Raw genomic sequence first — 14,061 nt, forward strand, 5'->3', positions numbered from 1 at the left:
TAGAAAAAGGAAAAAAATGGTAAATTTTATAAAACGCGATAAAGATGATATTTATGCAAAACCTATACTTGGTTTTTTATTTAAAAATCAAAAATTTTTATTATCGTTAAAGATAGCTGTTTCGGTGCTGTTTGTATATGCTCTTTACTTTGGATTTGCACATACAGGCAAAGATAACACATTTACTACCGCTGTTTTTTGGGGAATTTTCTGGTCTTTGTTTATGGTTCTGACTCTTCCGACATTCGGACGAATCTTTTGCGGTATCTGCCCTCACGGATTTATGGGAAAATACATCACAAAATACGGGCTTAAAAAAACCATGCCAAAATGGATGCAAAACAGATTTATAGGTGTGCTGCTGCTTGTGTTTGGCTGGTGGGGCATTTACTATATGTTTCCGGGTCTCTTTAGAACTCCTCAAGGCACTGCAATTTTATTTACGGTGATGACGCTTATCGCTTTTGTAATCTACTTTTTATACAAAGATATGAGCTACTGTAAATATGTCTGCCCTATCGGAACACTCACAAGAGCTTATGCAAAACTCTCATTTACATGGCTTGGAACCTACAAAAGTGCATGTAATGAATGCAGAACTTTTGAGTGTGCGACGGCATGTCCCTACAACCTAAAACCATTTACATTTGACAACAGAAACTCTATGACGGACTGTACACTCTGCATGGATTGCAGCAGTGCATGTGAGGCTGTGAGTTTTAAATTTAAAAAACCGTCATTTTCTCTTTTTTCAAAACTCCAACCACTTAAAGCCGAAGTTTGGGCATATATACTTATCCTCGCTTCCATATCCATCAGCATGTCGTTTCATCACGGCATAGGAAGAAGCAATGCTGCGGATATAATGATATGGTCAAAAACGGCTGAGTTTTTTAAAAATTATATAGATTTTGGTTCTATTGATACTATCGGATTATTTGCATTTGTTTATGCTCTTATTTTTACTATTTCAGCTGCGATTATAGGCATGTTTATAGCATCAAAAATTCTTAAAAAAGATTTTAACGCTACATTTTATGATTTGGGATACTCCTACGCGCCTCTCTTTATACTCGGCTCCATTGCCCATTCTCTTGAAGTGTTTTTTACAAAAGGATATGAACATATCACAGAAGGATTTGCTTATGGATTTGGATTTTCGTTAGATGTTGCACCATTGGCAAGCAGAGGAGATAGCTGGCTGCATATATTTGGTCTGCTAAAATGGGTTGCTGTTATCTGGGCATTTATAATTCTATACAAAAGAGTAAAACTTTTAAATGTACCAAAACTAAGAAAAATAGCCGCTTTTCCTTTTGCCGCCTCTTTAATCATCTTTTTTATCGGCGTCAATATGTACACGGGCTATATCTTTAAAACTTACGGCAAAGCATCAAGCGGACATGCAAATCATTCAAGTGCACAAAAACGCTTTCAGGGCACTGCTGAAAATTTAAAATCCTCAGATACTACCGCTTTAAAAAAGCCTGATATCAAAGATACTCTCTACTTTTCACAAACCAATCCCGCCATAAAGAAAAAAACTTACGGCGGGGGGCATTACAGCAGAATTCCTGTAAAAAAGGTGTGGCCTGTTTTTAAAGACGCAAAAGGCAAAGAAAACTGTTTGGGAACTATAGATGCAGAGCTTTATCTGCTTGATGCAAATCTCAATACAACAAAAATTGCACACTCTAAAGAACCGGGATGCAAATCCATAAGCTTTAAAATGCCCGATAATGGATACTACAATCTTTTTTATATAGACAAAAAAGTTCAGGATGATACGCTATTTGTAAAAACTGCAAAATATGAGATTATGAGATTTAACCATAGCAACGACGCCGTTTATGACAAAGAGAAGATGGCTGCACACTCTATAAAAGAAGCTTCTTTTGATATTGTAAGGCTTAGAGATGATGATGAAACCTTTTATCACAATCTCTACTCTGGTGAAAATATAAGAGTTCAGGTTTTGCTTGACGGTAAAGCTGTTGAAGGTGCAGATATAGCACTAAGCACAAAAACAGGGTGGCTAAAGAGTCTTAAAACAGACAAAGATGGAGTCGCATCTTTTATGCTTATAAATGATTATTTTCCCAAGTGGAGCGAATTTGACAAGAGACATAAAAATGAATTTTTGTTAACCGCTTCTTATACAAAAAATGTAAGTGAAAATGAAGGGAGTAAAGATTACAAGAAGATAAGATATACTGCAACATATCCCTCTTTCTACTATCCAAACAGCAGTCAGTACAGCTCTTACTCATACGGTCTGGCGGCAGCAATTATAGCCATGATAGCTTCAGGATTTGCTATTTTTTGGTATAGATCCACAAGAGAGAAACCATTTAAAGAGGTACGCTTTAATGAAGAAAATTAGAGAGTTTATCAATAAGGCAGATATTAGAAAATTTCGTTTTTGGCTGCAGCTATTCTTTTTTATCATCTTTATATACGGTGGCTATTTTGCTATAAATCTTGGAAACAGCATTCCTGTATTTTCATGCGGATATGACAAAGAAGTAGGCGGAATGTGCTATTTTCTGCCGCTTCAGCATCAGCTTGCCCGTCCTTTGGATGTGCTCTTTAGTGTGGCAAGCATTTCGGTTTTGATTGGTTTTGTAACCTTTTTACTCTGGTTTATCGTCTTTAACAAGGCATGGTGCGGCTATGCATGTCCTCTTGGGACTATGCAGGACTGGATTACCGCTTTGAGAAAAAAGATGGGTATTAGATACAGTACATATACGCAACCTCAATTTGACAAACTAAAAAAAATAAAGTATTTTATGCTCGCTTTGGTGATTTTAGCACCGATGGGTGTTGGCATGGGTCTTCTTGGGGGCGAGTGGAGAACCGCCTTTTGTGAAATTTGCCCGGGCAGAATGATTACGCCGCTTTTTGTAGGAGATTTTTCTCAATGGAGTTTAGACTTTTCAACAAAATCAGCAATGATTTTAACCTCTTTGGGTCTAATCATTACAGGTCTGTTTTTTATCGGCTCATTTTTTAAAAAAAGATTTTTCTGTTTTTTCTGTCCTATGAGTGCAATGCACTATATATTTAGCGATGCCGCGCTTTTAAAACTGAAAAAAGATGGTGAAAAATGTACAAAATGCGGTGACTGCTACAATGTCTGTGATATGCAGATAAAAGATATAGCCGATGATGTCACAAGCACAAATATACTCAGAGATGACTGCATCCTTTGCATGAAGTGTGTAGCTGCATGTCCAGAGGATGACGCCCTTCATGTTGATATTTTAAATATGAAACTATTTACATCCACAAAAGGCGGTTTTGCAAAAAGAATGGAGATGGATAAGTTGGAGAAAAAAGATGACTAAACATACGATTGAAACGCCAAAAGAGAGACAAAACCGCCATAAAGCGATGGAAGCTGCAATACTGCTAGAGAAAATAAAACATGATTTTAAAGAGCCGCCAAAGGCAATGGATTATTTTTATGACCTCTATGAGAGAGTACATTGCAAACATGAGCCTCTTCACAGCGATAAAGCCAAAGTAGGAACCATGTGTATTCAGGTTCCTTCTGAGATAATCCATGCGCTTGACGCCGTTCCGCTAAGGCTTTGCAACGGTTTTTACACGGATGATGAGATAGGAAGCGACCTGCTACCGTCTAAATCATGTCCTTTGGTAAAAGCTACAGTCGGACAGTTCGCATCAGATAACTTCTCAGACAAGCCAGATATCGTTATCTCTCCTACTACATGTGATCAAAAAGCAAAATCAGGCGCGATTATAGAGAACATGGGATTTGAAGTTTATGATATGGAGTTTCCAAGAACTAAAGAGAGCCATGAGAGCAGAGAGTACTGGCGACGAAGTGTAAGAAAGTTTACAAAAGATCTTTCAGAAAATCTCAACACAAAACTCTCAAAACAAAAACTAAAAGATGCCATTAAAAAAGTGGGATATGCTCAACATCTATACCATAAACTAAATATACTAAGAAAAAATGCAACCTCCCCTATTTTGGGCAAAGATATGTTTTTAGTGACAAACGCTTTTTTCTTTGACAAGATAGATAACTGGATAGAAGCGGTGGAAGATCTTGCAAATGAGTGTGAGCGAAGAGTCAAAGATGAAATAGCCGTAGCTTCAAAAAGAAGTCCTCGCATAGTCTATACGGGTTCGCCTCCGATATTTCCAAACCTTAAAATCCCTCTTTTGATAGAGCTATCCGATGCTATTATAGTTGCGGATGAAACTTGCTCGTCAAACAGAATGTTCAATGATATGGTAAGTGTGGATGAGTGGTTTATGTACGATATGGTTGACTCAATTGCAGATAAATATCTCAAAGGGTGCACCTGCCCGATTTTTACCAAAAATGATGACAGGAAAAGAAGAATCTTAGACCTTGTGAGAGATTATAAAGCAGACGGTGTAGTTTATCAAGCATTTGCGGGATGTCAGGTATATGAGATGGAGCAGAGATCCGTTTTAGAAGCAATGGAGAAAGCCGGGGTGCCTATACTTTACCTTGAGAGCGACTACTCTCCAAGTCAATTAGGGCAGTTAACAACTAGAATTGAAGCGTTTGTAGAATCACTTAAAAATAGAAAAAGGAGACAATAGTGCACTATTTTGCTGGAATCGACATAGGCTCAACAGCGATTAAAATTGCGATTGTGGATGAGAATAAAAAACTTGCAGGACACAAAATAAGCGCAAGCGGAAGTATGTTTTACAAATATGCGAAACAAGCACTTAAAGAGCTGCTAAACGAGCTTGGAATTGATGAAAAAGATCTGGTATATACCGTTGCAACCGGTTATGGAAGAAAACTCTTTAAAGAGGCTGATGAAAACATAAGCGAAATTACTGCAAATGCAATGGGTGCAATGGCAGCAGCAGAGGGAAAGTGCGATATCAAAACCATTATAAACATAGGCGGTCAGGATTCCAAAGCTATCTCTTTGGATGACCAAGGCAATGTGGTAAATTTTGCAATGAATGACAGATGTGCGGCAGGAACTGGAAAATTTCTGGATGTTGTAGCTATGAATCTAGAGATAGAAGTTGATGAACTCGGAGAATATCATTTCAGATCAAAAGGCACGCCGCTATCAATCAACAGCACATGTGCAGTCTTTGCAGAATCAGAGATAATAGGACTCTTGGGCAACAACAACAGCGTTGAAGATATTGTTGCAGGTGTTCACTACTCCATCGCAAAAAGAATTATAAAACTTGTTAAAAGAGTCGGCATAAAAGAGGGAATCTACTTTGACGGCGGTCCTGCACTAAATAGCGGTTTGGTAAGTGCAATTGAAAATGAGTTGGGCAAAGAGATATTTATCCCTGAATTTCCGCAGATAACCACCTCCTTGGGTGCTGCAATACTGGCACATGAATCTTATGGATATGAAAATAAATAAAGCGTAATTAAAATAAAGGAAGAAGTGTAATAGATGTTTGAAAGAATAATAAAGTTTTTTATTGAGAACTATAAAGTAAATTACATGCTCTTTTTTTTAATTTTTGCAGTGGGTATCTACTCCTATACAAAGATACCAAAAGAGATATCACCCACAATCGAACCTGATTCCATAACAATTAGAGGCTCCTATCAAGGCGCTTCTGTTGACACCTTAAATACAATGGCCGTTCAGGAGATTGAAGATGAGGTTAAAAACATCATTGGTGTCGATGCTGTTTCATCGGTAATAACGCCGGGGAAATTCAGCATAATTCTCGAACTTGACAAAAGAGCGGATAAAGCAACTGTTACGCGTGATGCCGAAGATGCACTCTCACTTATAAAAGAAAATCTTCCCAGTGATATGGATGAACCGGTCATAAGAGGTGTTGCACATTCAAGAAGTATAATGCATGTATCTATACTCTCTTCAAATGTTCCCAGAGATGAGCTAAAGGAGTTATCCAAAAAGTTTAAAACCAAACTGCTCTCCATTAAAGATGTATCGGATGTAACTATATTTGGAGATTCTGAGCTTTTTTACGAAGTTTTGATTGATGAAAAAAAGGTTAATGCCTACAATCTTTCAGTAAATGAAATTTTACGCCTCTTCTCAGAGGTCTCATACATATTTCCCCTTGGAAAGATAGACAATCCTAAAAAGCAATATTATATATCGACACAAAGTGATAAAAGATTCTCTAGGGAACTTGAAAATACAATACTCAATATAAACAATCAGCAAATTGTATTAAAAGATATAGCAACTATAAAGAAGAGATATGAAGATGCTTCCACGCTTGCAAGCATGGATGGAAAAAATTCAATCACACTTGCTATATCACAAAATCCAAAAGGCGATGCCATTACCATAGCAGAGGATATAAATAATCTTCTATCTAAAATGAAAGTCAAAGATGTTGAGTTTAGTGTAAGGATGGACTCTTCAACCATCATAAAAGACAGACTCAATATTGTTATATCAAATATTTTATTCGGCGTTCTTCTTATTACACTATTAACAGCTGTTTTAATCAATATCCGCATGGCTCTTGTGATTGCGCTAGGAATTCCCACCTCTTTTGTTATGGGTGCTATCTACTTTTATCTTACAGGTCACAGCATCAATATAAATTCACTTATAGGGGTTTTAATAGCCATAGGAATTATTGTCGATGATGCCATTGTAGTAAGTGAAAATATTCAGCAATATATTGAGAAGGGATACAAGGCAAAAGAGGCAGCCTTTTTAGGAGTAAAAGAGGTTGCAAAACCGGTAGTCATAGCCTCTTTAACTACTATATTTTCTTTTATACCTCTTTTAATGATAAGCGGAAAACTTGGGGAAATAGTGCAGCTTATACCAATTGCCTTTAGCGCACTTGTAATTGCATCTTTGCTAGAATCGTTTATTTTTTTGCCCATCCATGCTACACATGTTCTAAGTCCAAACTCAAAAACACTTTCATGGAAAAAAGTCAATCTGCTTTATCAAAAAGCTTTGACTTTTCTTGTCCAATATCAAAAAAGTTTTTTATTGATTTTTCTTATCATTGTACCTCTTCTTATTTTTTACGGTGTAAAAAAATCAAAATTTCAAATGTTTCAACCTTTTGACAATTCATCCATAAATATTACATTTAAAGCAGACCCTGCAACAACGCTTGAAGATTCTTTAAATATTGTACAAACTTTAGAAAAGGATATCTTAAAAAATGAAGATAAATTTTTTGTAAAACATGTAAGCTCTACCGCGGGATACAGAAGAAGCGCTACCGGCACTACCGAAATATATCCGTATGTCGGCTATATAAGTTTAGAGCTGCATAAAATGAAACCTGAAAATTTTGTGGATAAATACATCACACCTTATCTTAGTTTTTATTATGATCCTAAAGAAAGAATCAGAAATATCTCTTCACAGAAAATCTCAAAAGATTTAAGAGCCTGGCTGAAAGAACAGAACTATAAAGAGAGATTTCATTTAAATAATCTTATGGTTGTAGAGAACAAGATGGGAAATACAAAAGCAGATATTCGTATCGGGGTTGTAAGTGATGATTATCAAAAAGCTATAAAAGCCGTCAGAACCATTGAAGACAGTTTTAGCAAGATTGAGGGTATAGAATATTTTGGCGACAATATCAAAGTCGGAACTGATGAAATTAAACTCAAACTAAACAGCTACGGTGAAGAGCTCGGAATTACTGAAAAACTTCTGGGTAACTATATCTCAAAGCTCTATCTATCTCTAAAAATTGCCACAATCTATGATGGGAAAGAGCTGCTAGATGTAAAAGTAAAATCACTTAATTTTGAGGATGATTTAGAGAGTTTTAAAAGGCTTGAAATACCTCTGCCAAACAATACATTTGTAAAACTTGAAGATATCTGTGAATTTGAAAAAATAACCGCCTTGGAGATGTTAGTAAAAGATGACGGTCATACAAACTTTTATGTTTTTGCAAATGTTGATTCTTCTAAAATAACGGCAACTGAAGTATTGGAAAAAATAGAACCAACGATACAAAAGTTAAAAAAAGAGGGATTGATGTTAAAGTTTAAAGGCGAAGCAGAACAAAAAAAGAGCATGCAGTCTGAGATGATACTGGCATCAATAGTAGCTATGGTTCTAATATTTATCTCCATTTTATACCTTTTCAACTCCATAAGAGAGACTCTCATAGTAATGTCAGTGATTCCTTTTTCGATTCTTGGAGTTTATATAGGTCACTTTATAATGGGTCTAAATATCTCCCTTCCCTCTTTAATCGGTGCGTTGGGGCTCGCAGGCGTCATTGTAAATGACGGTATCATAATGATGGCAACGATAAAAGTTGCAACACATAAAGATGATATTTTCACACTTGCAGCAAAAAGATTTAGACCAATCATACTTACCTCTATCACTACGATTATAGGGCTTTCATCATTAATGTTTTTTGCAACAGCGCAGGCTGTAACATTTCAACCCCTAGCTATTGCTATCGGTTTTGGACTTTTATGGGGAACGATACTAAATCTTTTTTATCTTCCTATACTCTACAATTTCTTATTAGGTTATAAAAAACATGCATAGATACTTCTCTTCATTTTTACTCAGCTCTGCCGTTTATATAACGGCTGCGATATTAATTATTTACTTTATCTCCGTCAATACATTTAGTGATAAAGATGTTAAAGTTATTGATATACAAAAAGTTAGTTTATCAACAGTTGCTACAAAAAGTAGCCCTAAGGTACAAGAAGAACCAAAACCTGAACCAAAGCCTGAACCAAAACCTGAACCAAAACCTGAACCAAAACCTGAACCAAAACCAAAACCAAAACCAAAACCTGAACCAAAACCTGAGCCAAAACCTGAGCCAAAACCTGAGCCAAAACCTGAGCCGAAACCTGAACCAAAACCTGAGCCGAAACCTGAACCGAAACCTGAGTCAGAGCCTGTTGAAAAATTTGTTCAAAAAGAGCCTGTTTCTAAAGCGCAACAAATAAAAGAGAAAAAAAATATCTCAAATGCCAATAAAGTAGTAAAAAATGATATGACTAAAGCAAAAAGAGAGATGTTTATCGCCAATTTGATAAAACGGATTAATAGCAATAAATCATACCCTCGCTCAGCCAGAAGACGAGCTATAGAGGGAGTTGTTGCAATTGAATTTTTAATTCTAGAAGATGGAAATGTAAAAGATATAAATATTGTTTCTGGTAATACTATTTTTAAAAAGTCAGCCATTAAAGCAATAGAAAATAGTTTTCCTATTGAAATAGAAGAGTCACTATTTCATTTTCCAAAAAAATTTAAAATTAATATCTCTTATATCTTAAAGTAAAAAAGATATTAATTACCATTTAAATCTTTGCTTTTCTTATACACTTTCATACTAAAATTTGAGTTAATCATCTCACTGTCTTTTTTAAAATCTATAGGAAAATTAACCTCTACAATCCAATCACTTTTATTAAGGGCATCTAAAAAATTATAAAAACTCTTAGGAGAACTTATTTCAGATGTTGCATTTACTTCATAAACGCTAAAACCATTTTCATTTTCAAGATTGCTTTTTTGAGTAATGTGCAGAGAACTAAAGAAACTTCCATACTGTTGTATAAATTCATCTATATCAAACTCTTTATCTAATGCTTTTATTACACGAAGATTATCACTTTGAAGTTTTTGAACTCTTTCTTCTTTTTCAATTAAAATATTTGCTAAATGTTTTAATTCAAGATTATCTTTTTTTAATTCATCTCTTTTAACTCTGTACTCTTTACCCTTTGGAATTAAAACAGCAAAAGAAAAAAACAAAATAATTATTAACAAAAGAGTGCAAATTGCCAGCAAATACATATTTTGTTTCGAAAAATTAATTTTCACTGCCTAACTCCTCTTCATCTATATAATTTTTGGATACAAACCTCAACCATCCGTTATCTGCAGGATAAAAAGTGCTGTGCGTTCTATGAAATATAGAACTAAGAGGCGCTTGAAGCATAAAGTTATATACATCCTTATTTGGCGTAACTCCATAAAGAATAAGCCCTTTTTCCATTATTTTTGCTTCTGATAGAGTTATTCTATCTGGAACCAAATCAAATAAATTATGGATACTCTCTTTTAAAACACTATTTTTTGTAGCTATTTTTTCTGCTAATAAATTCTGTTTTTCTACAGCTTCAATCTTTTTATCCATTTTTAAAATATATGCATGATATGCATCTTTTTCTTTTTTTATTTCAACCTTTTCTTTTTCATATCTATAATCATGAAAAAGTAAAAAAGCATATGTAGCAAAAAGCATAAAAAGAGTGACCCCGAAAAAAATAGAGATAATCTGTACATCTTTAGTAAAAATTGTTTTTTTTCTAGGTTTTATATAGCTATATTTCATTTATCTCTGCCTTTGCCATATCCAGCAGTGCTGCAGACAAATCAATTTTTGTTATAGTAGTATTTAAAAACATCTCATCTTCGAGATATCTTTTAAATTCATCACCAAGACCTACACTATCAGCTATGTATATAGTTTCAATAAATTGACTTTTATATTTTGGATCTTTATAAAAAGTATTAAGTGAATTCTGTATCAATAAAAATCTTTGGTACTCTTCGCTGGATCTATTAACAATAGTGTCATTTTCCAACACTTTGGAAACTTCATTTATAAAATCAATCTCATCTAAATCATCAGATATTGTAGAACTATTTTCTTTATTTATCTTTTGCATATTAATTTCATTTATACCCAGCAGACTGTTTAGTAATCTATCCTCATCTGATGAATTTATGAAATTTTCTTTTTGTGGCATCTTCAAATATTCTGCATAAAGAAGTTTTGAATTATTAAAAATACTAAAAGATATAAAATTCTCTTCAATTAAAACAAACATTGCCGATGAAGTGTCTATTTTATCTTTAAAAAAATTAGCTATGATTGCAAAAGATGAAAAAATAAAATCAACACCAATATTTTTATATCTTTGCTTAATAGCTTCTATCTCTTGCTTTGATGTATAAAATGCCCAATCTTTTGAGAAACATCTATATTCAATTAAATTAACATCATAATATTTATCTATTTCACTGCTTTTGCATGCAGGTACTGCACCCTGCAGAGAAGATTTATCTAAAACTGAGATATAACAAAACGGAGATTTTTTTGCATACTCTGTTATAAATTCATACATTTGGGCATTTATTGTTGTTGTATCAAAAGTTTTATGAGTATTGTGAAGAATATCTTTTTTAGAAAAAACCGCGATAGACACAACTGTTTGCGAATCTTTAACAATAATATTTATAATGATTTTTTTGTATAAACCTTCTAAAAATCTAGTTATCATAACTTCTCTGTTTTACAAAGAGGATGAGCAGTTTTGTAATTTTGTTGTTTCAATGCACTCCCCAATTTTGTATAAATTTGTGTAGTAGCCATAGAAGAGTGCCCCAACAACTCACTTACATCAGCAATCGGTGCCATACCGTTTAACAATTCAGATGCATAAGAGTGACGGAGTTGATGAGGATTGACTTTCAATCCAACTCTTTTAAAAACTTTTATAACAGTATATCTTAGGGTGTTTTCGCTTAATTTTTCACCATTTTTTTCAAAAACAAATTTTTTTTGCCGTGATCTGCTTAGGTACTCATCCAATAATTTTTTTGTACTTGCCAAAAGTGGAATATCTCTCTGTTTATTACCTTTTCCTATAACTCTTACCCACTCCTCTGAGATATTGTTTATCTCCAGTGAAGCTAGTTCCGATATTCTAAGACCAAGAGTATAAAGAAGAGTCACAACAAGCTTCTCTTTCGTTTCGCTATACAATAAAGCTTCCATTATATGCTCATGAGAAATTGGTTTTGGCAATGTTTTGGCAACCTTAACACTATCATCCGCCTTTAAAATAACTGTCGTATTACGGCTATTGAGATACTCCACAAAAGAGCGTATTGCACTGAGTTTTTTACTAATTGTTTTTGGATTAAGCGAAGATATCTTTATGCGGTAAGGCATAAGATTAAAAAGCAGATGTTTTTTTTCTTGAATAATCTCTATATACAAAAAAGCTTCTCTTAAAGTTTCATCATAGCTCTTAATCGTTAAATCAGAGTAACCTCTTACATCTTCAAGATAAGCCAAAAATTCTCTACTTTTAAATTTTATTAACTTTTCCAAAAGACTTAACTTTCATGTTTTAGCAAATTCTCTTTGATTAAATTTCTCGCATCTTCTATTTCTAAAGAACTGATATTAATGGGAGATGTCGAGTAGTAATTCAAAGTACCGAATGGTTTTGGGATAATGAATCTATCCCAACTTTTAAGCTGCCAAAATTTTGTAGGTTTCATTTCAACCAAAACTATCTCGGCATCTGTTTTTTTAGCCATTGCTATTATACCATCTGCAACTTCATGCCGCGGACCTTTTGGTCCATCTGGTGTAATCCCTATATCATACCCATCTTTTAAAGCCTTAATTCCTTGCATTAAAACTCTTGTGGCATTTCTGTTTGTTGATCCCGAAATTGTTTCTAGTCCAAAATATTTTATGGTTTTAGAGATTAACATTCCATCAAAATGACTTGAAATTAAAACTTTTGCATGTGGAATTTTTCTATATTTTAAGTAGAGATAAGGAAGCATTAAAAGTTCACCGTGCCAACATGCAAATATAATGGGTTTATTGCCTACACTATCTGGAGAGTGAAATTTCTTTTTGTTTGTTGCATATAGCAGTCTAATAAAAATTGATGCTATAAAAGGCACGATCATTAGTGCTGCTGCACGAAAAAACTTTTTAGCCAACAACTTCTCCGGTTAAAATAGTTCTTCCGATCTCCGTAATTTTAACATCTTTAAACTCGCCTAAAAGTTCATCTGAACCTTTAACTTTTATAACTATATTGTTATCACTTCTTCCGCTTACGAAATAATCTTGATTTAAATCTTCAAAATATACACTGTAAATTTTACCTAAATGTATTTTATTTTTTTCATCTAAAATTTCTGTATGAAGATTTTGAAGGGTAGTAAGTCTGTTGGATGCAACATCATCATCAACAACATTTGTAAAATGTTCAGCTTCTGTTTGTGGTCTAGGAGAGTACTTAAATGAAAATATTTGATCAAATTTTACTCTTCTCATAACATCTAAAGTATCTTCAAAATCTTCATCACTTTCACCTGGAAATGCAACAATAATATCCGTAGATATACTTGCTTCGGGACACATTTTTCTAAGTTTTTCAACTCTATTTAAAAACCACTCTTTTGTGTAACCGCGCTTCATATCTTTTAAAACTTTTGTTGAGCCGCTTTGAAGCGGCATATGCATAGATTTACAGATTTTAGGATTTTTTGCAAACTCTTCAATAAATTCATCATCCATATGAAATGGGTGAGGTGAAGTAAAACGAATTCTCTTTAAATCTTCTATTTTGCTAAGACGGCGAAGCAGTTCTGTAAAATTTACTTTTTCATGTTCACCTGAAAAACGGCGTCCATAATTATTTACATTCTGCCCTAAAAGAAAAATCTCTTTTGCTCCATTATCCACCGCTCTTTTGGCTTCACGCAGAATAAGATTCGTTGGAATAGATATCTCATCTCCACGAGTTTTAGGAACGATACAGTAAGTACAAGATTTATCACAACCAATAGATATATTTACATATGCTTTATATGGAGATGTTCTAAAATCATCAAAGGCAAATTCGCTCTCATCGTAGTTTATATCTACTTCTACTGCTTTGTCTTTGTGCAGTACCTCTGTAATTTTAGATACATTTCTAGCGCCTAAAACAAAATTGACATAAGGAGCTCTTTTAATTATCTCCTCACCAAGATGAGAAGCGGTACAACCGCAAACTCCTATCTTAGCTCCATCTTTTTTCTTTTTGTTAAAAACACCGAGTTCTGAAAATAGTTTAGCTACAGGCTTTTCCCTCACTGAACATGTATTTATTAAAATAAGGTCGGCACTCTTTAAATCATCAGTAGTCTCATACTCCTCTTTTTCTCTAAGTGCAGCAATTATATGCTCACTGTCACGAGAATTCATAGCACAGCCTAATGTTTCAATAAATAATTTTTTTGCCATTATTTA

12 protein-coding genes are annotated in these 14,061 nt (G+C 34.1%); 6 read left to right on the forward strand and 6 right to left on the reverse strand.

Going from position 1 to position 14,061, the window contains the following annotated elements; all coding sequences use genetic code 11:
• Positions 1-16: 16 nt before the first annotated feature.
• The 6 genes from FJR47_RS07910 to FJR47_RS07935 are packed head-to-tail and all read left to right on the forward strand — an operon-like array spanning position 17 to position 9,285.
• Entirely contained in the window at positions 17-2,383 is a 2,367-nt protein-coding gene (locus FJR47_RS07910; protein WP_152299902.1) for a 4Fe-4S binding protein, read from the forward strand.
• Positions 2,370-3,350 (forward strand): 4Fe-4S binding protein, encoded by a 981-nt coding sequence (locus tag FJR47_RS07915; protein WP_152299903.1) that lies wholly within the window; start codon positions 2,370-2,372, stop codon positions 3,348-3,350. Before FJR47_RS07910 ends, FJR47_RS07915 begins: the two co-directional genes overlap by 14 nt.
• Positions 3,343-4,608 (forward strand): 2-hydroxyacyl-CoA dehydratase family protein, encoded by a 1,266-nt coding sequence (locus FJR47_RS07920; protein WP_152299904.1) that lies wholly within the window; start codon positions 3,343-3,345, stop codon positions 4,606-4,608. The genes FJR47_RS07915 and FJR47_RS07920 overlap by 8 nt, the downstream gene beginning before the upstream one ends.
• Positions 4,608-5,411 carry an acyl-CoA dehydratase activase gene (locus tag FJR47_RS07925; protein WP_152299905.1) on the forward strand — a complete coding sequence of 268 codons (804 nt, stop codon included), beginning with the start codon at positions 4,608-4,610 and terminating at the stop codon, positions 5,409-5,411. The genes FJR47_RS07920 and FJR47_RS07925 overlap by 1 nt, the downstream gene beginning before the upstream one ends.
• Positions 5,412-5,444: 33 nt before the next feature.
• Positions 5,445-8,531, forward strand: a complete 3,087-nt coding sequence (locus FJR47_RS07930) for an efflux RND transporter permease subunit (protein ID WP_152299906.1) — start codon at positions 5,445-5,447, stop codon at positions 8,529-8,531.
• The gene (locus FJR47_RS07935; protein ID WP_152299907.1) at positions 8,524-9,285 is read left to right on the forward strand and encodes an energy transducer TonB; all 762 of its coding nucleotides are present in this window, start codon (positions 8,524-8,526) and stop codon (positions 9,283-9,285) included. The genes FJR47_RS07930 and FJR47_RS07935 overlap by 8 nt, the downstream gene beginning before the upstream one ends.
• An 8-nt stretch (positions 9,286-9,293) precedes the next feature.
• Here FJR47_RS07935 and FJR47_RS07940 read toward each other — a convergent pair whose 3' ends face one another.
• From FJR47_RS07940 to miaB, 6 genes are read right to left on the reverse strand one after another with little or no spacing between them, the layout of a single operon-like run.
• Positions 9,294-9,830, reverse strand: coding sequence for a hypothetical protein (locus FJR47_RS07940; protein WP_152299908.1), 537 nt, complete (start codon positions 9,828-9,830; stop codon positions 9,294-9,296).
• The gene (locus FJR47_RS07945) at positions 9,820-10,344 is read right to left on the reverse strand and encodes a hypothetical protein (protein WP_152299909.1); all 525 of its coding nucleotides are present in this window, start codon (positions 10,342-10,344) and stop codon (positions 9,820-9,822) included. Before FJR47_RS07945 ends, FJR47_RS07940 begins: the two co-directional genes overlap by 11 nt.
• A complete protein-coding gene (locus FJR47_RS07950; RefSeq protein ID WP_152299910.1) occupies positions 10,334-11,296 on the reverse strand; it encodes a hypothetical protein in 963 nt (320 codons plus the stop codon). Before FJR47_RS07950 ends, FJR47_RS07945 begins: the two co-directional genes overlap by 11 nt.
• Positions 11,293-12,132 carry a tyrosine-type recombinase/integrase gene (locus FJR47_RS07955; RefSeq protein ID WP_152299911.1) on the reverse strand — a complete coding sequence of 280 codons (840 nt, stop codon included), beginning with the start codon at positions 12,130-12,132 and terminating at the stop codon, positions 11,293-11,295. Before FJR47_RS07955 ends, FJR47_RS07950 begins: the two co-directional genes overlap by 4 nt.
• Before the next feature lie 5 nt (positions 12,133-12,137).
• Positions 12,138-12,761 carry a lysophospholipid acyltransferase family protein gene (locus FJR47_RS07960; RefSeq protein ID WP_241855393.1) on the reverse strand — a complete coding sequence of 208 codons (624 nt, stop codon included), beginning with the start codon at positions 12,759-12,761 and terminating at the stop codon, positions 12,138-12,140.
• A complete protein-coding gene (miaB, locus tag FJR47_RS07965) occupies positions 12,754-14,058 on the reverse strand; it encodes a tRNA (N6-isopentenyl adenosine(37)-C2)-methylthiotransferase MiaB (protein ID WP_241691021.1) in 1,305 nt (434 codons plus the stop codon). Before miaB ends, FJR47_RS07960 begins: the two co-directional genes overlap by 8 nt.
• Positions 14,059-14,061 lie beyond the last annotated feature (3 nt).

The organism is Sulfurimonas xiamenensis (assembly GCF_009258045.1).
GTDB classification, from domain to species: Bacteria; Campylobacterota; Campylobacteria; order Campylobacterales; family Sulfurimonadaceae; genus Sulfurimonas; species Sulfurimonas xiamenensis.